The 24,815-nt window shown below is 31.5% G+C and carries 25 protein-coding genes; 22 read left to right on the plus strand and 3 right to left on the minus strand.

All coding sequences use genetic code 11. The features are described 5' to 3' along the window. The first annotated feature begins 37 nt into the window (after nucleotides 1-37). The 14 genes from FDN13_RS12325 (at nucleotide 38) to FDN13_RS12390 (ending at nucleotide 12,976) form a co-directional block, all read left to right on the plus strand. Nucleotides 38-1,000 carry a flavodoxin family protein gene (locus FDN13_RS12325; protein WP_138980663.1) on the plus strand — a complete coding sequence of 321 codons (963 nt, stop codon included), beginning with the start codon at nucleotides 38-40 and terminating at the stop codon, nucleotides 998-1,000. Between the two features lie 104 nt (nucleotides 1,001-1,104). Continuing rightward, nucleotides 1,105-2,010: a bifunctional enoyl-CoA hydratase/phosphate acetyltransferase gene (locus tag FDN13_RS12330; RefSeq protein WP_138980664.1), complete on the plus strand. Its 906-nt coding sequence runs from the start codon at nucleotides 1,105-1,107 to the stop codon at nucleotides 2,008-2,010. A gap of 26 nt (nucleotides 2,011-2,036) precedes the next feature. After that, the gene (gene iorA, locus FDN13_RS12335; protein ID WP_138980665.1) at nucleotides 2,037-3,815 is read left to right on the plus strand and encodes an indolepyruvate ferredoxin oxidoreductase subunit alpha; all 1,779 of its coding nucleotides are present in this window, start codon (nucleotides 2,037-2,039) and stop codon (nucleotides 3,813-3,815) included. A gap of 1 nt (nucleotide 3,816) precedes the next feature. Continuing rightward, a complete protein-coding gene (locus FDN13_RS12340) occupies nucleotides 3,817-4,392 on the plus strand; it encodes an indolepyruvate oxidoreductase subunit beta (protein ID WP_138980666.1) in 576 nt (191 codons plus the stop codon). Nucleotides 4,393-4,453: 61 nt separating this feature from the next. Beyond that, on the plus strand, nucleotides 4,454-5,113 hold the full coding sequence (locus FDN13_RS12345; RefSeq protein WP_138980667.1) for a hypothetical protein: 660 nt from the start codon (nucleotides 4,454-4,456) through the stop codon (nucleotides 5,111-5,113). Beyond that, nucleotides 5,103-6,170 carry a butyrate kinase gene (buk, locus tag FDN13_RS12350; protein ID WP_138980668.1) on the plus strand — a complete coding sequence of 356 codons (1,068 nt, stop codon included), beginning with the start codon at nucleotides 5,103-5,105 and terminating at the stop codon, nucleotides 6,168-6,170. Before FDN13_RS12345 ends, buk begins: the two co-directional genes overlap by 11 nt. Before the next feature lie 100 nt (nucleotides 6,171-6,270). Next, nucleotides 6,271-7,695, plus strand: coding sequence for a sigma-54 interaction domain-containing protein (locus FDN13_RS12355; RefSeq protein ID WP_138980669.1), 1,425 nt, complete (start codon nucleotides 6,271-6,273; stop codon nucleotides 7,693-7,695). A gap of 328 nt (nucleotides 7,696-8,023) precedes the next feature. After that, the gene (locus tag FDN13_RS12360) at nucleotides 8,024-8,395 is read left to right on the plus strand and encodes a DUF6514 family protein (protein WP_138980670.1); all 372 of its coding nucleotides are present in this window, start codon (nucleotides 8,024-8,026) and stop codon (nucleotides 8,393-8,395) included. A 69-nt stretch (nucleotides 8,396-8,464) separates the two neighbouring features. Continuing rightward, nucleotides 8,465-8,824, plus strand: coding sequence for a holo-ACP synthase (gene acpS / locus FDN13_RS12365; protein WP_138980671.1), 360 nt, complete (start codon nucleotides 8,465-8,467; stop codon nucleotides 8,822-8,824). A gap of 2 nt (nucleotides 8,825-8,826) precedes the next feature. Next, a complete protein-coding gene (locus tag FDN13_RS12370) occupies nucleotides 8,827-10,329 on the plus strand; it encodes an NAD(P)H-hydrate dehydratase (RefSeq protein WP_168190166.1) in 1,503 nt (500 codons plus the stop codon). Between the two features lie 88 nt (nucleotides 10,330-10,417). After that, entirely contained in the window at nucleotides 10,418-10,996 is a 579-nt protein-coding gene (locus tag FDN13_RS12375; protein ID WP_138980673.1) for a hypothetical protein, read from the plus strand. A 24-nt stretch (nucleotides 10,997-11,020) separates the two neighbouring features. Continuing rightward, nucleotides 11,021-12,181 carry an alanine racemase gene (gene alr / locus FDN13_RS12380; RefSeq protein ID WP_138980674.1) on the plus strand — a complete coding sequence of 387 codons (1,161 nt, stop codon included), beginning with the start codon at nucleotides 11,021-11,023 and terminating at the stop codon, nucleotides 12,179-12,181. Between the two features lie 164 nt (nucleotides 12,182-12,345). Then, nucleotides 12,346-12,669 carry a CopG family ribbon-helix-helix protein gene (locus FDN13_RS12385; RefSeq protein ID WP_138980675.1) on the plus strand — a complete coding sequence of 108 codons (324 nt, stop codon included), beginning with the start codon at nucleotides 12,346-12,348 and terminating at the stop codon, nucleotides 12,667-12,669. Next, nucleotides 12,629-12,976, plus strand: a complete 348-nt coding sequence (locus FDN13_RS12390) for a type II toxin-antitoxin system PemK/MazF family toxin (RefSeq protein WP_138980676.1) — start codon at nucleotides 12,629-12,631, stop codon at nucleotides 12,974-12,976. The genes FDN13_RS12385 and FDN13_RS12390 overlap by 41 nt, the downstream gene beginning before the upstream one ends. A gap of 78 nt (nucleotides 12,977-13,054) precedes the next feature. On the opposite strand, the gene FDN13_RS12395 is transcribed toward FDN13_RS12390, so the two are convergent. Next, a complete protein-coding gene (locus FDN13_RS12395; RefSeq protein ID WP_138980677.1) occupies nucleotides 13,055-14,221 on the minus strand; it encodes an aspartate aminotransferase family protein in 1,167 nt (388 codons plus the stop codon). Beyond that, a complete protein-coding gene (gene argB / locus FDN13_RS12400; protein WP_138980678.1) occupies nucleotides 14,203-15,087 on the minus strand; it encodes an acetylglutamate kinase in 885 nt (294 codons plus the stop codon). Before argB ends, FDN13_RS12395 begins: the two co-directional genes overlap by 19 nt. Before the next feature lie 128 nt (nucleotides 15,088-15,215). Here argB and argC point away from each other — a divergent pair, with 128 nt between their 5' ends. From argC to FDN13_RS12415, 3 genes are all read left to right on the plus strand, one after another. Beyond that, nucleotides 15,216-16,253: an N-acetyl-gamma-glutamyl-phosphate reductase gene (argC, locus tag FDN13_RS12405; protein ID WP_138980679.1), complete on the plus strand. Its 1,038-nt coding sequence runs from the start codon at nucleotides 15,216-15,218 to the stop codon at nucleotides 16,251-16,253. 22 nt (nucleotides 16,254-16,275) lie between these two features. After that, the gene (gene argJ / locus FDN13_RS12410; protein ID WP_138980680.1) at nucleotides 16,276-17,493 is read left to right on the plus strand and encodes a bifunctional ornithine acetyltransferase/N-acetylglutamate synthase; all 1,218 of its coding nucleotides are present in this window, start codon (nucleotides 16,276-16,278) and stop codon (nucleotides 17,491-17,493) included. A gap of 158 nt (nucleotides 17,494-17,651) precedes the next feature. Continuing rightward, complete coding sequence (locus tag FDN13_RS12415; RefSeq protein ID WP_243120224.1) at nucleotides 17,652-18,314, plus strand: class II aldolase/adducin family protein; 663 nt, start codon at nucleotides 17,652-17,654, stop codon at nucleotides 18,312-18,314. 110 nt (nucleotides 18,315-18,424) lie between these two features. On the opposite strand, the gene FDN13_RS12420 is transcribed toward FDN13_RS12415, so the two are convergent. Next, nucleotides 18,425-19,945, minus strand: a complete 1,521-nt coding sequence (locus FDN13_RS12420; RefSeq protein WP_138980681.1) for a phosphomannomutase/phosphoglucomutase — start codon at nucleotides 19,943-19,945, stop codon at nucleotides 18,425-18,427. Nucleotides 19,946-20,321: 376 nt separating this feature from the next. Between FDN13_RS12420 and FDN13_RS12425 the strand changes: the two genes are divergently transcribed. The 5 genes from FDN13_RS12425 (at nucleotide 20,322) to ftsX (ending at nucleotide 24,787) form a co-directional block, all read left to right on the plus strand. Further along, nucleotides 20,322-21,152, plus strand: a complete 831-nt coding sequence (locus FDN13_RS12425; RefSeq protein ID WP_138980682.1) for a transketolase — start codon at nucleotides 20,322-20,324, stop codon at nucleotides 21,150-21,152. Then, nucleotides 21,145-22,086 carry a transketolase family protein gene (locus FDN13_RS12430; protein WP_138980683.1) on the plus strand — a complete coding sequence of 314 codons (942 nt, stop codon included), beginning with the start codon at nucleotides 21,145-21,147 and terminating at the stop codon, nucleotides 22,084-22,086. The genes FDN13_RS12425 and FDN13_RS12430 overlap by 8 nt, the downstream gene beginning before the upstream one ends. A gap of 137 nt (nucleotides 22,087-22,223) precedes the next feature. Then, nucleotides 22,224-23,078, plus strand: coding sequence for a YitT family protein (locus tag FDN13_RS12435; RefSeq protein WP_138980684.1), 855 nt, complete (start codon nucleotides 22,224-22,226; stop codon nucleotides 23,076-23,078). A 145-nt stretch (nucleotides 23,079-23,223) separates the two neighbouring features. Next, nucleotides 23,224-23,910, plus strand: coding sequence for a cell division ATP-binding protein FtsE (gene ftsE / locus FDN13_RS12440; protein WP_138980685.1), 687 nt, complete (start codon nucleotides 23,224-23,226; stop codon nucleotides 23,908-23,910). After that, nucleotides 23,894-24,787 (plus strand): permease-like cell division protein FtsX, encoded by an 894-nt coding sequence (ftsX, locus tag FDN13_RS12445; RefSeq protein WP_138980686.1) that lies wholly within the window; start codon nucleotides 23,894-23,896, stop codon nucleotides 24,785-24,787. The genes ftsE and ftsX overlap by 17 nt, the downstream gene beginning before the upstream one ends. The last annotated feature ends 28 nt before the right edge of the window (nucleotides 24,788-24,815 follow it).

Raw genomic sequence — 24,815 nt, forward strand, 5'->3', positions numbered from 1 at the left:
TAAAATAAATAAAATTTAAAGATTGGGGGATTTTTTTATGAAAATTTTAGGAATATCATGTGGAAGAAGAATGGGCAACACAGAAATACTTGTAAAAGAGGCATTAATGGGTGCCCAGGAACTTGGTGCAGAGGTTGAATTTATACGCCTTGGAGACTTAAATCTTAAGCCTTGTACAGGATGTAATGCTTGTGTTGTAAACCTCTTTGAAAAGGCTGGAACTGGAGAATGCGTAATAAAAGATGACGATTTTGCATTTATTGACGAAAAAATATTAGAATGTGATGGATTAATACTTGGTTCACCAATTTATGAAAAAAGCCCAAGTGGTCAGTTAAAGATATTAAATGACAGAATGGGGCCATCACATGATTATGCATTTAGATTGATTGCTAAAAAAATTCGTGAAGAGAAAAATATAACTACTGGTAAAGGTCCAGATGAAAGATCATTTAAGATAAGAGCAGCTTCTTTAATAGCAGTTGGAGGAAGTGAATGGGATAACTTTGCACTTCCAATGCTTCATTTGTTTACACTCTCATGGCAGATGGAAGTTGTTGATAAATTTCTTGTTAATTGGGTAGCACTTCCTGGAATGGTTGCATTAAAGGAAGATATATTAAAAAGAGCAAGGATGTCTGGAAGACATGTAGCTGAAACATTAATGAAACCAATAACTGAAGCAAAATATATTGGTGAAGAAGGCGTATGCCCAATATGCCATTCTAAGCTATTTGAAATAAGAAATTCTAAAGATAATTATCCTGTTGTTTGTGGAATTTGTGGAGTAAAAGGAACACTTAACGTTATAGATGGTAAGGTTAAATTTGAAATAAGTGAAGAAGAAAAATCTAATTCTCATGTTACTTTATCAGGAAAGTTCAAACATGCTGATGAGCTTAACAATATATCATTAAAGCCAGCTCCAAATGCTCATGAATTGCCACAAAGATTAGAAAAATATAGAACATATTTAACTTACTCAAAACCTCAGCGTTAGTTAGAGGAGTAAAAGAGGGAATATAAACTTTGAAAATAAATTAATATACGAAAACTATAAAAGCAACAAATTCAGATTTAATTATAGTTGAGAAGGGATGAACAATGGAGTTTAGAAATTTTAATGAATTGATAAATAAAGTTCAAAATTCAAACAAAAAAAAGAAAGTAGCTGTAGTTGCTGCCCATGATGAACATACTTTAGAGGCTGTAATTAAGGCAATGAATGATAACATTGTTGAATCTGTTCTAATTGGGGACAAGCATAGAATAGAAGAAATATTAACTAAACTAAATTTTAATATTAATGATAGTAATATTATTGATATACATGATGACAAAGAGGCAGCAATGAAAGCTGTAGAGCTGATAAGGGAAAATAAGGTCGATTTTATAATGAAAGGAAAAATTCAAACTGCAGACCTGTTGAAGGCTGTAGTTAATAAAGAAAAAGGGTTAAGAACAGGAAATATAATGTCCCATATTGCAATACATGAGATTCCTAACTATCACAAGCTTCTTGCTGTTACAGATGGTGGAATGATGATGTATCCAAATTTAGATGAAAAGAAACAAATAATTGAGAATGCTGTTAATACATTTTTAGCAATGGGATATGAGAAACCAAAGGTTGCAGTTTTGGCAGCAGTTGAGAATGTAAATCCAAAGATGCCAGAAACATTAGATGCTCAAAATTTAAAGCTTATGAATCTAAATGGAGAAATTAATAATTGTATTGTAGAGGGACCAATTTCTTATGATATAGTTATGAGTAAAGAATCTGCAAAAATTAAGGGATTTGAAAGCCCTGTTGTTGGGGATGCAGATATATTAGTGGTTCCTAATATTACAGCAGGTAATATTTTAGGGAAGTCCCTGGTTTATTCTGGAGGAGCTAAGATGGCAGGGTTTATTGTAGGTGCTAGTGTACCTATCGTATTAACTTCAAGAGGTTCATCTTCTGAAGAAAAATATCTTTCTTTAGTGTTATCTGCATCGCTGAATCAATAAACTTAAAATTGATTGGAGGAATAGTTATGAAGGAATTGCTAACAGGAAATGAAGCAGTTGCACGTGGTGCCTATGAGGCTGGAGTTGTTTATGCCTCTGCCTATCCAGGAACTCCAAGCACTGAGATAATGGAGACTATTGCAACATATAAAGGAGATATTATTGCAGAATGGGCTCCTAATGAAAAAGTTGCCCTTGAGTCTGCAATAGGAGCATCTATAGCAGGTGCAAGAACTCTTGCTTCAATGAAGCATGTTGGTTTAAATGTAGCTGCAGATCCTCTATTTACATTTGCATATACAGGAGTAAATGGAGGAATGGTAATAATTAGTGCAGATGATCCAGGTGTTCATTCATCTCAGAATGAGCAGGATAATAGAAATTATGCAAAGTTTGCAAAGATACCAATGCTTGAACCAAGTGACAGCCAAGAGGCAAAGGATATGGTAAGATATGCTTTGGAAATCAGCGAAAAATATGATACACCAGTTTTAATGAGGATGACTACGAGAGTATGTCATAGCAAATCATTGGTTGAACTTGCTGAAAGAAATAATGTACCTAAAAAACCTTATGTAAAAAATCTTCAAAAATATGATGCGGTACCTGCAGTTGCCAAGATACTTCGCGAGAAGATAGAAGAGAGATTAAAAAAGCTTGAGGATTTTTCAAATGAAACTGAGCTTAATTTTATAGAGATGAATGATAGTAAAATAGGCGTTATAGCTTCAGGGGTAGCTTATCAGTATGCTAAGGAAGTTTTTAAAGATGGTGCTTCATATTTAAAAATAGGCTTTAGTTATCCACTGCCTATGAAAAAAATAAAAGAATTTGCAAGTAAGGTTGAAACGCTATATGTAATAGAAGAACTTGATCCTTTTATGGAAGAACAGATTAAGGCGGCAGGTATAAAATGTATAGGTAAGGAAAAAATTCCTGCTATGGGGGAATTAAATCCTGATATAATAGCAAAAAATTTACTTGGAAAAGAGAATAGAGTAATTGAGTATGACCGCTCAATTGTTGCTAAAAGGCCTCCTGTGCTTTGTGCAGGGTGTCCACATAGAGGTTTCTTTTATGATCTTACAAAGAGAAAGGATATAGTTATTACAAGTGATATAGGATGCTATGGTTTAAGCAGCCAGCCTCCACTTAATGCAAAAGATACAAGTATATGTATGGGGGCAGGTTTTAGTATGGCCCATGGTGCACAAAAGGTATTCAATAAGTTCAATGAAAAAATGAAAACTGTTGCAGTACTTGGGGATTCAACATTTTTTCATTCAGGAATAACAAGCCTTCTTAATGCTGTATATAATAAAAGCAATGCTGTATTTTGTATCTTAGATAATAGAATAACAGGAATGACAGGACATCAGGAGAATCCTGGAACAGGATTTACTCTTCAAGGGGATCCAACAGTAATAACTGATATTGAAAAAGTTGTAAGGGCATTAGGGGTTGAAAATGTTAGAACTGTAAATCCTTTAGAAATCTCAGAGATGAAGGATGCAATGGATTGGGCATTATCTAATGAAGAGTTAACTGTTATAATAACTAAATGGCCTTGTGTACTTAAAAAACTTTCCCAAAAGGACAAAGATGATTTTGGTGATTATAAAGGTTTATGTTATGTTGATGATAACAAGTGTATTGGCTGTAAGATATGCATAAAGACAGGATGTCCAGCCCTTAAATATGATAAGAAGTTGAATAAGGTTTCAATTGATAAAACTCAGTGCGTAGGTTGTAAACTTTGTGTACAAGTATGTCCCAAAAAGGCTATTAGTAAGGTAGGTGAATAATATGTGTGATGTAAAAAACATACTATTATGTGGAGTTGGTGGACAGGGTACTATTCTTGCAAGTAAGATATTATCAACTTGCCTTGTTGATGCAGGATATGATGTAAAGATGTCCGAAATACACGGAATGGCTCAAAGGGGTGGAAGTGTTACAACTCAGGTGCGTTACGGGAAAAAGGTATATTCACCAATTATAGGACGTGGTTCAGCAGATATACTTGTTTCCTTTGAAGCAATGGAAGGCTTAAGATACCTTGACCAATTAAAACCAGAAGGTGTTGTTGTAGTAAATGACTATAAAATACCTTCATCAACAATACTTGCAGGATTAGAAGAATATCCTGAAGATGCTATAGAAATTTTAAAGGCAAAGGCAAAAACAAAAGTAATAGACGCAGGTGAAATTGCAAGCAGTTTAGGAAATCCAAAGGCAATGAATATTGTATTGCTTGGATCACTTGTAAAGCTTATGGGACTTGAAAGTTTAAATTGGAAGTCAGCAATAGAAAAATGTGTAAAGCCAGCCTTTGTTGAATTAAATATTAAAGCATTAGAAGAAGGAATGAATGCAGTATAATTTTTAAATTTGACACCACTTTTTAGTGGTGTCAAAATTTAAATTTAAGGAGAGATAACGTATGAAAAAAGGAGATTTTTTGTGGATATTTTTATTGTTAATTTGGGTAGCGATTTTAGTTATTCCATCATCAAGAGAAGTATTTATTTTATCTACTAATGCCCACCCTTATATAGGTGGATTTATTAAATTTGCAATATTAGCTTCAATGGGAGATTTACTTGGTTTAAGGATTAAAAAGGGAGAATGGATTATTCCAAAAGGTTTTATTTTTAGAGCCATAATATGGGGTATTATAGGTATGATGGTTACACTTGTATTTACGGTGTTTATGGGCGGAGCAGCTGCAGCACAAGCTTCAAATAAACTTCCATTTAAAGGTTCACAGCTGGCACAGGCCTTTTTTGGAAGTGCAATTATGAATTTAACCTTTGGACCAATGATGATGGCATTTCATAGATTTACTGATTTGTATATTGATGTTAAATACGAGAAAAAAGGAGAAAAGGTAACAATACATGAGCTGGTAGATAAAAATGATTGGCACACTTTAGTGGAATTCAGCTGGCTTAAAACATGTCCTTTTTTTTGGATACCTGCACATACTATAGTGTTCTTGTTGCCTTCTGAATATAGAGTATTAGTTTCTGCATTTTTATCAATAGCATTAGGACTTTTATTAGCAATAGCAAAAAAAGGAGGAGTAAAAAATGAAGTATAAAATATTATCCATTAATCCTGGTTCAACATCAACAAAAATTGCTCTATATGAAGATGAAAAGGAGATTCTTTGCAAGACACTAAATCATTCAGCTGATGAAATTGAAAAATATGAAAAAATTCAAGATCAATTTGAAATGAGAAAAGAGGCAGTACTTTCATTTTTAAAAGAAAGTGGATATGATATCAACGAATTATCTGCTGTCGTTGGAAGAGGAGGTATGCTTCCAAAAGTAAAGGCTGGAGCATATTTAGTTAATGAGATAATGGTAAATAGATTAAAAAATAATCCTGTAATTGAACATGCTTCTAATTTAGGTGCAATTATTGCTTATGAAATAGCAAACTTAATTGGAGTAAATGCATATATATATGATTCAGTAAGGGTAGATGAACTAAATGACATAGCACGTATTTCAGGAATGCCTGATATACCAAGGGAAAGTACAAGCCATGTTCTAAATTCAAGAGCAATGGCTATGAAAGTTGCAAAAAAATATGGTAAAAAATATAATGAAATGAATTTTGTAGTTGCCCACTTAGGAGGAGGAATATCTTTAAGTATTCATGAAAAAGGGCGTATAGTTGATATTATTGCCGATGATGAAGGACCCTTTTCACCTGAAAGAGCAGGGAGGGTTCCATGTAAGGCTCTTATAGACCTTTGCTATTCAGGAAAGTATGATAAAAATACAATGAATAAAAAATTAAGAGGTAATGGAGGATTAAAAGCATATCTTAATACTGTTGATGTAAGGGAAGTAATTCAAAGAATAAATAATGGAGATGAATATGCAAAATTAATTCTTGAGGCTATGGCATATCAAGTAGCAAAAGGTATTGGTGAACTTTCAACAGTAGTAGAAGGCAATGTAGATGCAATTATTATTACTGGTGGAATTGCTTATTCTGATATGATTACATCATGGATTAAAAAGCGTGTAAGTTTTATTGCCCCCGTGGAAATTATGCCAGGAGAAAATGAGATGGAATCCCTTTCTTTAGGTATTCTTAGAGTTTTAAGAGGAGAAGAAGGATATAATGTGTATAATGAGTAATAAAAAAATTACACAGTATATTTGATTTTTATGGCTAAGATTTGTTAAAATTAAATTAAAATTTAAACTTTTACTGCAAAGGGGGGCATATATAAAATATATGGATATTGATTTTTTTGAAATCAGCAATGCAATACCAGATGGTATATGTTTAACTGATAATAAAGGTATTATACTTAAAGTAAACAAGAGATTTTCTGAGATAACAGGAATTGATTTTAAAGAGGCTGTTGGGAGAAGTATAGATAAGCTTCCATCACAGCCTTTTCTTGGGAAAATAAATGAAGAGAGCCAAGAAATTACATTAAGTGAAACTAACTTTAAAAATGTAATATCAATTATGTTTGCAAAACAAAAAAAGAGTATGTCCTCCTTATTTTATATTAAAAAGACAAATAAGCAGGTGCTTCTTACAATAAATCTATTAATGGATAGAGAAGGGAAGCTAAATCAAGTTTTGCATGTGTTAAGGGATATGTCTGAAATAATAGAATTAAAAGAGAAGCTTGAAGATATAGAAAAGGAAAGAAACAGATATATAAATGAAATAAACTATCTTAGAAATAATATAGTTGAAACAAAAAATTTAATTACAAATAGCAGCTCAATGAAAAAGGTAAAGGAAATAATAGATTATGTTGCAAAAACAGATGCCACTATTCTTATTACAGGAGAAACAGGATGTGGTAAGGAAGTTGTTGCAAATGAGATTCAATCTAAAAGCAATAGGAAAATGGAACCTTTTATAAAAGTTAATTGTGCAGCTATACCTGAAAGCTTAATAGAAGCTGAGCTCTTTGGCTATGAAAAAGGTGCTTTTACAGGTGCAGCACCAAAAACAAAAATTGGAATGTTTGAGATGGCTAATAATGGAACTATATTTTTGGATGAAATTGGTGAGCTTTCATTGAGTACTCAGACAAAATTATTGAGAGTGCTTCAGGAAAAAGAAATAATTAGAATAGGTGGAACTAAAAGTATTAAGCTTGATGTCAGGGTTTTAGCGGCTACAAATCAGGATTTGCTTGAACTTATAAAACAAAGAAAATTTAGAGAAGATTTATATTTTCGCCTTAACGTTGTACCAATAAAACTTCCACCTTTAAGAGAAAGAAGGGAAGATATACCTATTTTAGCATATCATTTTTTAAAAGAGTTTAATTTAAAGTATAATAAGGAAAAAGTATTTCACAATTCGGCAATAGTAGCTTTGGAATCATATAATTGGCCGGGGAATGTAAGAGAGTTAAAAAACATAGTTGAAAGACTTATAATCATTGATGATGATTGCCAGATAACAGCTGAAAAGATAAAGAACATAATAAATCAATATACAGTTACATCAAGTATTTCAAAGGGATTTACATTGAAAGAAACTTTAAATATGGTTGAAAAGGAAATGATAGAGAATGCATTAAAAATATATGGAAGTACTCATAAGGCTGCGAAAGCTCTTGGAATAACCCAGCCTACGGTATTTAGAAAAGCAAAGGCATTAAATATAAAGTTAAATGGTAAATATTAATGAATTAAATAAGTTTTTACCTCTTCCTTGGAAGAAAAAATAAGGAAGAGATTTTTTTATGCATTTATTATAGTTTTTACAGCAATAAATTTGTTGTTTTGACAATAATTTGTTGCAATAGATTACACAAATTATAACAATTGGAAATAATAGTTAAATAATATCAAAATATAATCATATTATGTCATTTAATAGGAAAAAATAATTGAAGTTTGCTGTCATAAATCAACAAAATAATTTTTAATAGAATGATAAAATAAGCTAAAAACATATACATATATTTATGTATTTCAAATTTTTACTGTATAAAAACAAAGGGGGATTTATGATGCTTAATAAAAATCAAGTAGCTTTTTATAAGACAAGCATTGATGATAGGGAATATATTTATAAGTATTATGTACTGGAAACAAGTAAAGAGATGGCAATTAATAATAAAAAATACATTATACCCTGTTATGGAATTTGTATTGTAAGTGAAGTATATGAAAACGGAAATATGTGTTTTTCCTTTGAAGATTCAATTGAACATTTAACACCTTTATTAAGTAAAGTTTTAAATTTAGTTGAGTATCTTAAAAATAATGGAGTATCACCAGTTCATCTTATTGATATTGCAGGTGAATTTGTTGATGAGTGGGTTAATGATTTTGATGAAAAAGCTTATAATATGATTGGAGAGATTTCTGTTGCAATATAGAGACATTTTGTCTCTTATTTTTTTGAACTTAAATGTATATTGAAGTATAATTATATAGAGGGATTAAAAATGATTAAAGGTGTAGGTACAGATATAATAGAAATAAATAGATTTGAAAAGTTAGTTAATAATGCACACTTTATGGAACGGTTTTTTACTCAAGGGGAGAGGGAATACCTTAAAACTAAAAGGATTGAAAGTACTGCGGGATATTTTAGTGCAAAGGAAGCTGTAGTTAAGGCTCTTGGTACAGGCTTTAAAGGTATTAAGTTTACTGATGTTGAAATTATAAAAGTAAATTCTGTTCCTAAGGTTGTACTTCATGGTAATGCTTTAAAGATAGCAGAAGATATGGGAATAAAAACGATTCATCTTTCAATTTCCCATTGTAGAGATTATGCTATATCTTATGCAGTTGCGGAGGGATGAAAATGTTTGTTGCTGATTCAAAACAGATGAAGGAAATAGATAAAAGAGCTGTTAGTACTTATGGGATACCATCTATTATCCTTATGGAAAATGCAGCAATGTCGGTATTTAAATATATTAAAGAATGCGGAGCCAAAAAAGTTTTGGTAGTCTGCGGTACTGGAAATAATGGAGGAGATGGCTTTGCAATAGCAAGGCTTTTATATGTTAATGGATATGATGTTAGCGTATATTGTTTCGGTAATTTAAATAAAATCTCTATGGATGCTAAGGTTAACTTTGAAATATTAAAAAATCTTTATATTAATATAAAAAGCGATTTAAAAGAGTTTGAGTACGAAATAAAATGTTGCGATGCCGTTGTAGATGCTATATTTGGAACAGGATTTAAAGGGGAAATATCAGGTGACTATTATAAGGCAATAAAATGTATTAATGAGAGTGGAAAATATGTTATTTCTGTTGATATTCCTTCAGGGATAGAAAGTGATACAGGAAAGGCATCAAATATTTGTATAAAGGCTGGTACTACTGTAACTTTTGGATGTTTAAAATATGGTCATTTATTAAATGAGGGAAGATGCTACAGCGGTAGAGTTTATGTTGAAAACATATCAATACCTTTAAGCTGTGTACATGATGAGGGAATAAAGTCAAGGACAAATTATGGAGATTATCCTTTATGCCTTATAAAAGGTCGTGAAATTGATACGAATAAATCTGACTATGGAAGGATTTTTATAATAGGTGGAAATGTAAATATGTCAGGGGCAGTATCTTTATGTGCAAAGGCTTCATTAAGAACTGGAAGCGGACTTGTAAGCTGTGTTATACCCAAAAGTATTGTTGAACGTGTAGGAATACTTGTGCCCGAAGCGACTTATGTTTTATGTGATGAAAGGGATGGATGTATAGATATTAAAAAAGAGCAGCTTGATAATATTATAAAAAGTGCTGATGTTATTGCCTTTGGGATAGGAATTGGAAGGGCTAATCATATTATAGAATTGTTAGAATATATAATTAAAAATTCTACAAAGCCTATTGTTATAGATGCAGATGGTCTTAATGCATTATGTAAAGATAAAGATATTTTAAAAAATGCAAAATCCAAGATAGTAATAACTCCACATCCAGGAGAAATGTCAAGGCTTACAGGATTCACAACAAAGTATATAAATGAAAACAGGGTAAAAGTTGCATCTGATTTTTCAAGAGAATATAACTGTGTTACTCTGTTAAAAGGATCGAGTACTGTTGTTGCATATAAAGATGAAATTTATATAAATACAACAGGGAATCCAGGAATGGCAACAGGAGGAAGTGGAGATGTTTTAACTGGTATTATAGCATCTTTTATAGGTCAAGGATATGATGAATATGAAGCATGTATTTTAGGTTCATATATACATGGCCTTGCAGGAGATGATGCATACGATGATTATGGATACGGTTTTACTTCCTTGGATATGATAGATTATATAGGTAAAAATTTAAAGATGTAATATAAGTCTATATTTTAGAATAAATATTATTGATAGTTTGTTATATGGTGATAATTTGAAAAAATATATAACCTTTTCACTTTTTATATTGATTTTGTTATGTGCTTGTAACAAAAAGGATAATAATGATTTTATTAAGGCTAAAAACAAACTTAACAATATGAAAAGCTACTCTTCACTTGCAAACATTACTGTATATGGTAATAAAGGAATATCGGAATATAAAGTTAAACAGTACTGCGTTCTGACAGATAAAATAAGGATTGAAACTATTGAACCTTCTTTTTTAAAAGGAAAGATAACAGTATATAGTGATGGTAAATGGAAAGTATTTCATCCTTTAATTAATAAGACCTTTTATATTGATAATCTCAGAAATATTGATCAAATTGTATATCTTGGTGTTATTCAAAGAGATTTGTTTGTTGATAAAGGTGCAAAATACAGGCTTGTAAAGAAGGATGATAAAGAGTTAATAGAAATAACTAAGGATATACCTAAAGAGAGTGAATATGGTAAAGAAGCAGCTTTATATATTGAAATGGATAATTATAGTCCAATAGTTATGGAAATTATAGATAGCTTACAAAGAGTAAAGGTCAGGGTTAAGTATGAGAACTTTAAGTATAATGAAGAATTGGATAATTCCATATTTGTACTGGAGTAATTCTTTTACAAGGGGGGATAAAGTATGTTTAATTGCTTTAGGCCTTACTATGCGGAAATAAACCTTGATAATTTTCGCCATAATATAAGAGAAGTAAAGAGAATTATTAATGGGAAAAAAATCATTGGAGTTATTAAGGCAGACGCTTATGGTCATGGTGCACTTGAGATTTCAAGGGTTCTGAAAGAAGAAGGAGCCGACTATCTGGCTGTTGCAGTTATAAGTGAAGCTTTAGAGCTTAGAAAATATGGATATGACAAGCCTATATTAATTCTTGGTTATACTCCCCCTAACTTTGCAAAGGAAGTAGTTGAAAATGATATTACTCAGACAGTTTTTTCTTATGAGATGGCACATATTATATCAATTGAGGCAAAAAAAAGAAATAAGATTGCAAAAATACATATAAAGCTTGACACGGGAATGGGAAGGGTAGGTTTTATTTCTAATGATGATTCTGTTGATAAGATAATTAATATATCAAAGCTTGATAATCTTTATATTGAAGGAATATTTACACACTTTGCATCTGCAGATGAAGAAGACAAGAATTTTACGATTGGCCAGGCTGAAAAATTCAATTATATAATAAACAAACTAAAGCAAAAAGGCATAGAATTTGAAATTAAACATGCAGCAAATAGTGCAGCAATCATAGATTTGCCAAACACATATTACGATGCTGTAAGGCCAGGGATTATGCTTTATGGATATTATCCCTCTGATGAGGTTAATAAGGAAAAAGTAACTTTAAAACCAGTTATGTCTTTAAAGGCAAGCGTAGTTAATATAAAAGAGGTGCCTGTGAACACTCCAATAAGCTATGGAAGAAAATTTTATACTAAGAGGAAAAGTAAAATTGCAACGCTTCCCTTCGGATATGCTGATGGATTTACAAGGCTTTTGTTTGGAAAAGCTTCTGTTATAGTAAATGGGAAGTTTGCTCCAGTTGTTGGAAGAATATGTATGGATCAGTGTATGGTTGATATAACTGATTGTGGTGAAGTTAATATAGGTGATGAAGTTATAGTTATGGGGGAAATGGATGGAATAAGAAACAGTGCTGACGACATTGCAAAAATGCTTGGAACAATAAGCTATGAGATTTTATGTGGGGTTTCAAAGAGAGTTCCAAGGGTTTATATAGAAAACGGTAATATAATTAAAGTAAAAAATTATATATAGACATATTTTTGAGATTAATGGAAATAATGTTATAAGAAGAGTTTTTATATATTTAATGTTGGAATTATAATTGCACCTTTATGTATAGTAGGGTATAATTATGGTACGGTAATTTATCTGTATAGTAAAGGCGGAATACATAGGTTAATTTAGGGGGTAAGAAAATGACTGATAGTAAAAAAATAGTTGTTAGCCTCCCGCGAAATTTATTAGATGAATTTGATGAACTTGTTAAGTGTAAATCTGGTAAAAATAGAAGTCAATTTATAAGGGAAGCTGTCATATTATATATTAAAGAGCGTAAGAAGAGCAATATGATAGAACTTATGAAGAAGGGCTATGAAGATATGGCCACAATCAATAGCGAATTGAGTGAAATTGGTCTCGGAGTTGATTGTGTTGAACTTGCTAAATATGAAGCAGGATTAGCGGAGAGTGATAGTATAGATGGCACAGGCGGTGAAAAGAGGAGATATATTTTATGCTGATTTAAGCCCAGTCATAGGTTCTGAACAGGGTGGCATAAGACCAGTCCTTATAATACAAAATGATGTAGGCAATAAGTATAGTCCTACGGTTATAATTGCAGCTATAACCTCTCAAATCAATAAAGCCAAGCTTCCAACTCATGTTGAGATAAGCTCTGAAGAATATGGGCTTAGTAAGGATTCGGTTATACTTTTAGAGCAGTTAAGAACTATTGATAAAAGAAGGCTTAAAGATAAGATTGGTCATGTTAGCGATAAAACTATGGATGAAGTTAATGAGGCGTTAAGGATTAGCCTTGATATATAATTAAAACATTATTAAAAGGCCATTTAAGGCCTTTTAATTTTACATATATTAAATGAGTTTGTTGATAAATTTAAATTTTTAATAAGAGCTAATAGTTTTTTCAATTATATCTATTGCACAGTCAATGTCATCAAAGCTGATATTAAGGGGTGGCAAGAGCCTTACAGTATTTGAACCAGCACTAACTAATAAAAGCCCATTTTCGAAGCATTTATTAACAAAATTTTTAACATCTACTTTAAGGCTTATTCCTAATAAAAGCCCAATTCCTTTAATCTCATCAATTAAACCGTATTTATTCTTAATATTATATAGCTTGTCTACTAAATATTTACTAAGTGTATTTACATTTTCAATTATCTTGCTACTTATTAATTCGTTTAAAACTGAAAGAGAAACTGCACAAGCAAGTGGATTGCCTCCAAAGGTGCTTCCATGATCGCCTTTTACAAAGGCAACATCAGCCTTTTCGTTTGCTATAATTGCTCCTATTGGGAATCCGCCTCCAAGTCCCTTTGCAAGACATACTACATCAGGGATTACTCCAAAATTTTCATAAGCAAAAAATTTACCAGTTCTGCCGATGCCACATTGAACTTCATCAAAAATTAAAAGGGCGTCAAATTTATCACAAAGTTCTCTTACTTTAATAAGATAATCCTTATTTGCAGATATAATTCCACCTTCACCCTGTATTGGTTCAAGTATAACTGCACAGGTATTTTCATTCATTACTTTTTCTATTTCATCAATATCGTTAAAGGATACAGGTATAACTTCAGGAATAAGCGGCATAAAGTCCATTTGATATTTTAGCTGGCCTGTAACAGAAAGTGCACCAAGGGTTCTTCCATGAAAAGAGTTTTTCATGTATATTATTTTATTCTTAGAGTTTCCTCCTTTAAGTTTTCCGTATTTTCTTGCAAGCTTTAGTGCAGCTTCAGTGGCTTCTGTACCGCTGTTGCAAAAAAATACGCTTTTGTGATTGCTTAAGCTAATGATTTTTTCTGCAAGCTCTATTTGGGGTTTGTTGTAGTACAGATTTGAAATATGAATTAGCTTTTGGCTTTGCTCTTTTAATGCATTTACAATTACAGGATGGCAGTGCCCAAGGCAGTTTACTGCCACTCCAGAAACAAAATCTATATATTCTTTTCCATTTACATCATAAACTCTACAGCCAAATCCTTTTTCAAAGACAACATCAAATCTGTTGTAAGTATTCATTATATGGCACTCTGACATATATAATCCTCCTTTACAATATTTGTACCTGTATTTTGAATTATTCCATTTATTATGCTATGCTCATATTTTCCATTTAATATTTGTATGCACTTTGCACCATTTTCTATTGCGTAGATTCCACATTCAACTTTAGGAATCATTCCTCCACTTATTATTCCATCCTTTATTAATTTTTCAATTTCGCTTTTAGTAATAGAAGATATTAAGGTGTTTTTATCATTAACATCTGTACAAATTCCATCAACGTCTGTTAAAAGAATTAGTCTTTCTGCTGAAAGAGAAGCAGCAATATATGATGCAGCATAGTCAGCATTTATATTATAAGAATTTTCTTCATCATCACATCCAATAGGAGATATTATAGGAACGTAGTCTTTTCCTATTAAATCTAATAAAAATCCTTTGTTGATTTTGACGATATCCCCTACAAAACCTATATCTATTTTTTTACCATCATTATATATATATTTTTTCTTTGCACGTATAAGCCTTGCATCCTTACCACTAATACCAATAGCTTTTATTCCGCTTTTGCAAAGGTTCATAGTAATCCTTTTATTTATAGTACCTGATAGAACCATTTCAGCAACTTCCATAACTTCCTTACTTGTGAATCTAAATCCATTTACGAATCTACTTTCAATACCAAGCTTCTTTAACATTGCTGATATTTCAGGCCCTCCACCGTGAACTATTACAATGTCAATTCCAATGTTCTTAAGAAAGAGAATATCCTCTACAAAAGATTTGTTAACGGAAGGGCTTTCCATAATGCTTCCACCATATTTTATAACGATAATCTTGTTTTTAAATTTTTTTAGCTGCGATATTTCTTCTGATTCTTTTTCATTAAAAAATTTCATTTAACATCTCCCCTTTATATTAGATGCTTATAATTATACTTTATTATTAAAAATTATTCAATAATGTATTGAAGTTTTTTGCATAATTATATATAATTCATTTATAAATATAATAAAGGGGTGATAAGGTGGTTAAAGTTGGCATAATAGGTGCAACAGGCTATGCAGGCGAGAACCTGGTATATTTAATAAATATGCACCCAGAGGCAAAAATAGAATTTATGACATCTCATAATTATTCAGGGATGATGTATTCTGATGTTTATAAAAATTACAACAGCTTTATACAGGATGTGTGTTTAAATGAAGATGACATTAAGGAAAAAATTAAATCAGTAGATGTTATTTTTACAGCTCTTCCTCATGGTAAAAGCTTTGATATAGTTAAAATGGCTGTGGAAAATAATGTTAAAGTAATTGATTTAGGTGCAGATTTTAGGATTAAAGATGCATTTGTTTATGAAAAATGGTATAGAGTTGAGCATAAGTTACAGGAATATTTAAAACATGCAGTTTATGGGCTTCCAGAAGCTAATAAGGATAAAATAAAGTCAGCAAAAGTTATTGCAAATCCAGGATGTTACCCAACCTCAATACTTCTTGGGCTTATGCCATCTTTAAAAGAAAAGATAATTGATGAGAATCTAATAATAATCGATTCAAAGTCAGGGGTTTCTGGTGCAGGTAGGTCAGCAAATATAGGAACACTCTTTTGTGAGTGTAGTGAATCAATTAAGGCTTATAACGTTTTAGGGCACAGGCATACACCAGAGATAGAACAGGAACTTTCAAGTTTTGCTAATACAAGTGTAAATGTTATATTTACCCCGCATCTTGTTCCTATGATAAGAGGAATATTATCAGTTTGCTATTGCAGGCTGAAAGAGGATATAAATGAGGAAAAAATCTATAGCTTGTATGAAAAGTATTATGAAAAAGAACCCTTTGTAAGGGTAGTTACATATCTTCCTGAAACAAGATATGTAAAAGGTTCAAATTTTTGTGATATTGCTATAAGAGTAGATGAAAGAACAAAAAGTTTAATTATAATATCAGCCATAGATAATCTTATGAAGGGGGCAGCTGGGCAGGCTCTACAGAATATGAACCTTATGTTTGGGTTTGATGAGACGTTAGGATTAAAATTTCCATCTATGGTGCCATAAAAATTAAGGAAAGGATGATAATATGAAAGTTTTAAATAATGCAACAATAACTGACGTACCAGGATTTTTGGCAGCAGGTATACATTGCGGGATTAAAAAGAGTGGAAAAAAAGATTTGTGCATAATATACAGTGAGTACCCTTCTGTAGCTGCTGCAACTTTTACTACAAATAAGGTAAAGGCAGCCCCTATCTTGGTAAATATGGAGCATATAAAATCTGAATATATACGTGCAGTTGTTGTAAACAGTGGCGTTGCAAATGCATGTACAGGGGAAAAAGGAATAGATGATGCTTATGAAATGGCACAGATAACTTCAAAGGAATTTAATGTTAAAAAGAATGAAGTAATTGTTGCTTCAACAGGGGTTATAGGAACATATCTACCAATGGATATTATAAAAAGTGGAATTAAAAAAGCTTCAGCATGTATCTCAAAGAATGGAGGATTAGATGCAGCTGAGGCTATAATGACTACAGATACTTTTATAAAAAAATGTACAGTTGAAATTGAAATCGATAATAAAAAGGTATTAATAAGCGGTATTGCAAAGGGATCAGGGATGATACATCCTAATATGGCTACTATGCTTTCTTTTGTTGTTACTAATGCTAACATATCAAAATCCATGCTTACAAAAGCGTTGAAAGAAAGCGTCAATGATTCATATAATATGATATCTGTAGATGGAGATACAAGCACAAATGATATGGTTCTTGTACTTGCAAACGGACAGGCAGGTAATGAAATTATAGATAGTCAAGACAAAAATTATATAGAATTTAAAAAGGCTCTTCATTATGTAAATTGTGAATTAGCAAAACAAATTGCAAAGGATGGGGAAGGAGCTACAAAACTTATAGAGGTTTGTGTTAATAATGCAAAGACAATTGAAGATGCTAAGGTACTTGCAAAATCTGTTATAAAATCAAGCCTTGTAAAAGCTGCTTTCTTTGGAAGCGATGCAAATTGGGGAAGGATAATATGCTCTCTTGGGTATTCAGGAGCTGATTTTAAACCTGAAAATGTCAGCATAAGTTTTAAGGGGCAAAAGGATGAGATTTGTATTGTTGAAAATGGAATGGGTACTGTCTTTGATGAAGGTGAGGCAAAAAAAATACTTGATGAAAATTATATTAAGGTAATAATTAATCTAAAGGATGGGGAATATAATGCAAAGGCCTGGGGCTGTGATTTATCTTATGATTATGTAAAAATAAACGGAAGCTATAGAAGCTAGAATAAATATGTCCTTATCAGCAAAGTTAATTGTTTGATAAGGACTTTTTATATAATTGTATTTTGCATTGTTACTTTAAAAGTGTTTATAGTAAAATATGTAATAAGGTTTTTTATAATTTATAGGTAAGAGCAAAAATTATAAAGATAAAAGGAGTGATGATTTTGTTATTAGAGCAGCAGAGAAAAAAGATAATAGAAATTGCATTAAGAGCACAAAATGAAAAACTTATAGTTTTAACATTTGGTAATTTTAGTATAAGGGATAAGGAAACAGGTTATATATGTGTAACTCCAAGTGGTATGAATTATAAGGAGCTTGTACCTGAAGACATTGTTGTAGTTGATGAAAATTGTAATATAATTGATGGTAAAAGAAAGCCATCAATTGAAACACCTATGCATTGTGCTGTTTATAGGAAGAGAAAAGATGTAAACGGAATAGTTCATACTCATTCAAGCTTTGCAACAGCTTGGGCATGTTGTGAACAGGATATTCCTTGCGTTGTTGCAGAAGTTGCGGCATTAATTGGAGGGGATATTAAGTGTGCTCCATATAGGCCAATGGGGACAAATGAACTTGCAGATATTGTAGCTGAAACAATAGGAGATAATGATGCAGTTTTATTGGCAAAGCATGGAGCACTTGCAGTTGGACCAGATATAGAGATAGCTTTTACAAATGCAGTTGTTGTAGAAGAAGGGGCGAAAGTTGCTTATTATGCGAAAAGCATAGGAAAACTTGAACCAATTCCACAAGAAGAATGCAGAGCATTAAGAAAAGCTACGATAGAAAAATACGGTCAAAAATATAATAAATAATATAATAAAAAAGTATAATTATAATTAAAGCCCCTATCTAAAAGATTAGGGGCCTTAATTAAGTGAACTATCCCAATTATAGAAGTGGGCGACTTCTGTCATTGATTATGTTAAAATAGTTTAACTGTGTCTTCATATTTTTTGAGGAAATTATTTATTTTTTCTTTAATAATGTCGCATCCACCGATAACATCAGATTCAATATTTAATACCAATAGTGGTTCGTGTAAAGACATTCTTAAAAGGAACCAACCTTTTTCTTCATCACAGTTCACTCTAATTCCTTCATAGTTTTTAGGCACTATATTCCATCCATTGATTGTATTACAATATTCCTTTAAATCATCAATAATCATTTTGCCAATTACTTTAAAATCTTCTGAAAGAATCTGTGATCTGAATTCTTTTGATTCTAAAGGCTGTTTAAGGTTTTTTATAAGATCATAAAGTAACTTGTTCTCTTTTTTAAGTTTAATGTATTTAGAAATTATCTTACAAACAAGATATGCACCATCATCGAGGAAATAGTTCTCCTTAAGTGCAGCATGACCTGATGTTTCTATTGCTAAACAACATTCTTCACCGCTTTCGTTTAGCCTTATAGCTTCGTTAATAACGTTTCTATATCCTCTTTTAAATCTGTGATGCTTTCCTTTTAAATCCTCTTCAATAAACTTTGTAAGCCCGTTTGATGTTACTGAATCAGTTACAATTGTTGAATTTGGGTTTTCTTCAAGTACAATTGCAGATAGTAAAGCAATAAGGTTATTTCTATTTATTTCATTTCCTCTTTCATCTATTATTGCGGCTCTATCAACATCTGTATCGAATATAATCCCTAAATCAGCTTTGCTTTTTAAAACAGCTTCTTTAATTGATGCAATAGCTTCTTTTGATTCTGGATTTGGTATATGCCCAGGAAAATTTCCATCGGGCTCTAAATATTGACTTCCTTCAATATCTGCTCCTAATCTTTTTAGTACTTTATGAGCAAAAAATCCTCCTACTCCATTTCCTGCATCTACTATTATTTTTGAACCCTTAAGCAACTGGGCTTTGTTTAAATCATCCTTAAAGTCTTTTATAATTACATTATATAAATGATCACTATATATATCTAATAAATCCTTTGCAACAACATTTTTGCTGTATGTAATATTTTCGAATTTTTTATTGTTATATATATCTGTTGCAATTTCAATGATTTTTTCTAAATCTTCTTTATTAATACCTCCATCTATTGTAAAAAACTTCATTCCATTATACATATATGGCAAATGGCTCGCAGTAATCATTATTGATCCGTCACATTTAAATTCGTCAAATATTGTTGTCATAAACATTGAAGGAGTAGAACTTAATCCACAATCATAAACTAAAGCGTTTGTTTTACAAAGACCATCTATTGCTGCATCTTTTAAATCGGGACCTGATAGTCTTGAGTCCATTCCTACAGCAATTTTAAGTTCATCAGTATTTTTATTGCATTTTTCAGATACCCATACTGAAAAAGCAGTTGATAAAAGATTAACAATATCCTTGTCTAATGTTACATTTATTCCTTCTTTATTTGTAAGTGCAACTCCCCTGATATCAGTACCATTCATTAATTTTCTTAAGTCCTGATTCATAAATATAACCTCCTAAATATCAGTAATTATTATAAAATCCTGCTGAACAAATTAATTATAACATAAAATTTATCTATCAAAAATCTTTTAAATATAATAAAGTTAAAAAAAAATTTAAATTTATAAATTTCTTTATTTTGTTATTGTTTTTACAAATTAATATAATAGAATAAAGTGAGAATAATAGATATTTTATGAATATATTATCATACTTTGAGAAATATAATATAAGATATTTTATTAAAATCTATATGAAAAACAGTTTTAATTACTTTATTAGTCTTTATGTCATTTATAGCAAGACTTTTATAATTTAGATTTTACTGCTATAATATAAATGATTGTCTAAATAATATTTATACAAAGGAGGTTTAACATGGCAAGGGACATCGAAAATCTGAAGAAAACCGCAAACACAATAAGGCAGGATATAATCAAGATGCTTGCTGAATCAGCATCAGGGCATCCAGGTGGTTCACTTTCAGCAGTTGAAATTTTAACAGCACTTTATTTTAGTGAAATGAAAATTGATCCTAAAAACCCAGGATGGGAAGAAAGGGATAGATTCGTTCTTTCAAAAGGTCATGCTGCTCCTGTTCTTTATGCATCTCTTGCAGAGAGAGGATACTTTGAAAAAAGTCATCTCGTAACTTTAAGAAAGATTGGTTCAATGCTTCAAGGTCACCCAAATATGAATGATACTCCCGGTGTTGATATGTCAACTGGCTCATTAGGTCAAGGCCTTTCAGTGGCAAATGGTATGGCGCTTTCTGGAAAGCTTGACAAAAAAGATTATAGAGTATATGTACTCCTTGGAGATGGGGAAATTGAGGAAGGTCAAGTATGGGAAGCTGCAATGACTTCAGCTCATTATAAACTTGACAATTTAACAGCTTTTGTTGATTTTAACGGATTACAAATTGATGGACCAGTAAATGAAGTTATGAATCCAACACCAATTGGAGATAAATTTAAAGCCTTTGGATGGCATGTAATAGAAATAGATGGACATGATTTTAATCAAATTTTCAATGCAATAGATGAAGCAAAGAATACAAAGGAAAAGCCAACTGTAATAGTAGCAAAGACAGTTAAGGGAAAAGGAGTAAGTTTTATGGAAAATGTTGCTTCATGGCATGGAACTGCTCCAAGCAAGGAACAGGCAGAAAAGGCTTTAGAAGAGTTAGGAGGTGCGATAAATGGCTAATCTTGCAACAAGAGAGGCTTATGGTAAGGCTCTTGTAGAGCTTGGTAAGGAAAACAAAGATGTTGTTGTATTAGATGCAGACCTTTCAAAATCAACAAAGACTGCTGATTTTGCAAAGGCTTTTCCAGATAGATTTTTCAATATGGGTATAGCAGAAGGAGACATGATGGCAACAGCAGCAGGATTTGCAACTTGTGGTAAAATTCCTTTTGCAAGTACCTTTGCAATATTTGCATCAGGTAGAGCCTTTGAACAGATAAGAAATTCAATATGTTATCCTGAACTTAATGTAAAGGTTGTAGCAACCCACGCAGGACTTACTGTTGGAGAAGATGGTGCAACTCATCAATCTGTTGAGGATTTAGCTATAATGAGGGCAATCCCAAATATGACAGTAATTTGTCCTTGTGATGATGTTGAAACTATGGCTGCAATTAAAGAAGTTGCTGCAATGAAAGGGCCTGTATATATAAGGCTTGGTCGTTCATCGGTTCCTACTTTAAATAATGAGGCTGATTATAAATTTGAAATAGGAAAAGCTGTAACATTAAGAGAGGGAAAAGATGTAACAATATTTGCAACAGGTATTATGGTAAGCGAGGCTCTAAAGGCTGCTGATTTACTTGAAAAACAAGGAATAGATGCTCAAGTAATTAACATACATACTATAAAACCAATAGATGAAAAGGCAGTAATTGAAGCAGCTAAAAAGACTGGTGCTGTTGTAACTTGTGAAGAGCACAGCGTGGTAGGAGGACTTGGAAGTGCAGTATGCGAGGTGCTATCTGAATACTGTCCTGTACCAGTAAAAAGAGTTGGAGTTATGGATATGTTTGGTGAATCAGGAAAACCAGCTGAGCTTTTAAAGGAATATGGACTTACAGCAGAGAATATAGTTGAAGCTGCAAAGGCTGTTGTAGAAAACAAAAAGTGATATAATTAACCTATTTAATAGGCAGATAGCTTTAATGCTGTCTGCTTAATTTTTTTATTATCCTTTCTCCTTGTAATTAACTATCTTTTATGATATATGTATATATACAGGTATAATGCATAAAAGTAGGTGATACTGTGAAAAAAGCTTTTAAGGAATATATTTTAATAACTTTTGGAATTATTTTAGTTGCAATAGGAATATATTATTTTCTTGTGCCAAACAACCTTGCTGCTGGTGGAGTTAGTGGTCTTGCAATAGTTATAAATAACTTTGTACCTGCTATACCAGTAGGACTTTTGATGCTTGTAATGAATATTATACTTTTTATTGTAGCCTTTATTTTCATAGGTGCAAATTTTGGAGCTAAAACAATTTACTCAAGCTTAGGTCTATCAGGAATAATATGGTTTTTAGAAAAGTTCTATCCAATTAAAAATCCTGTTACAGATGATATTTTTTTAAATTTAATATTTGGAATTTTAATAGGTGGAGTTGGAATGGGAATAGTATTCAATCAAAATGCTTCTACCGGTGGAACGGATATAATAGCAAAGATAATAAATAAGTTTTTCCATGTAAATATAGGTAAAGCTCTTTTAATGTCAGATTTTTTGATTACACTTATGGCAGGGTATGCATTTGGAATTAAAGTTGCTATGTATGCTCTTCTTGGTGTTATAATAAATGGCTTTGTAATTGATGAGGTAATCCAGGGTATATCTATTTGTAAACAGGTTATGATTATAAGCTCAAAGGGTGAAGAAATTAAAAACTATATAATGAATGAGCTTGGCAGAGGAGTAACTCTTTATGAGGCAAAAGGTGGATATACTAAGGAGAAAAAAGAGGTTATAATGACAATAGTCAGCAGAAGAGAATTTATTAAGATTAGAGAGTTTATTATGGATGTAGATAAGAGGGCATTCATTTCTGTTAATAATGTGCATGAAGTTTTAGGTGAAGGATTTAAAGAAATAGATGAAATATGATAAAACCTGATAAAATTTGTCAGGTTTTAATTTTTTATTAAAAAATAGTCAAAAAGAATAATTTTATGTTATTATATTAAATATAAGCAGAAGCATGTTGAAATATTATATGCTATATAAATTTTCATTAGGGGAGTTGTTCTTAATGATAGAATTTAAAAATGTTTCCAAGGTCTATAAAAATAATCATATAGCTATATCGAATGTTTCGATAAATATACATAAAGGAGAATTTGTTTTTTTGGTTGGGCCAAGTGGTGCAGGAAAGTCAACATTTGTTAAATTACTTTTAAAAGAGATAGAACCAACAAGCGGGGATATATTCGTTAATGAAATAAAAGTTAATGGATTGAAAAGAAGAGAAGTTCCATTCTACAGAAGGAATATAGGTATAGTATTTCAAGACTTTAGACTTTTACAGGATATGACTGTGTTTGAAAATGTTGCTTTTGCAATGCAGGTTGTAGAAGCTGGACACAGGGAGATTAAAAAGAGGGTTCCACATATGTTGTCTATTGTTGGGCTTCATGGTAAAGCTAATTTATATCCTCATCAGCTTTCAGGAGGAGAACAGCAAAGAGTTGCTCTTGCAAGAGCTCTTGCAAATAATCCAGGGATACTTATTTGTGATGAGCCTACAGGAAATCTTGACCCTGATACAGCATGGGGAATAATGGAGCTATTAAATGATATAAATAAATCAGGGACAACCATAGTTATGGCTACACATGCAAAAGAAATAGTTGATAAAATGAAAAAAAGGGTTGTAGCTATTGAAAAGGGAGTAATAATAAGAGATCAACAAAGAGGTGTTTATGGCTATGAAGATTAGAACTGTTGGTTATTTTTTAAAAGAAAGTTTAAAAAGCATACGAAGAAATAGGGTAATGAGTTTTGCATCGGTTACTACGGTTGCAGCGGCATTGTTTATTTTTGGTATATTTATGATAATTATAACTAATGTGAATAGTATTGTTGATACAGTTGAAAATAAAGTTGAAATAAAGGCTTTTTTAAAGGAAGATGTAACTACTTTAAAAGCTCAAAAGATTGAAAAGCAAATAAAGGAAATCAATGGTGTTAAAAGTGTTACTTTTGAATCTAAGGAGGAAGCCTTGAAAAAGGTGTCACAAGAGCTTGGAGAAAATAAAGATTTAGTAGAAGGGCTTGAAGAGGATAATCCATTTCCAGCGTCTTTTGTAATAAAAGTAAACAAGCCTTCTGATGTATCTGATGTTTCAAAAGAACTTTCAAAGATAGAGGAGTTTGAAAAGATAAACGATGCACAAGAGGTAGTTAATCAGATAATTAGAATAACAAACTTTATTAAAGTATTAAGTCTTGTTTTAATGATTATACTAGGTATTATAGCAATTTCACTTATTTCAAATACAATAAAGCTTACGGTGTATGCAAGAAAAAGAGAGATAGGAATAATGAAATATATAGGTGCAACGGACTGGTTTGTAAGATGGCCTTTTATACTTGAGGGAGTTTTCCTTGGATTATTAGGAGCATTGATTGCATTAGGCTTACTTGCAGCAGGATATTCTTATGGGCTTAATAAGATTGCATCTAACTTGTTATTTTTCTCCTTCGTACCTTTAAATAAAATAATGGATATTTTGTTTTGGAAATTTAGTTTTGTAGGTATGCTAATTGGTGGTTTTGGCAGTCTTATATCAATAAGAAAATTCCTTGTTATGTAAAGTAAAAGCTTAGAGCTATTTTGCTTTT

Origin of the sequence: Caloramator sp. E03 (assembly GCF_006016075.1) — a bacterium.
Taxonomy (GTDB): Bacteria; Bacillota; Clostridia; order Clostridiales; family Caloramatoraceae; genus Caloramator_B.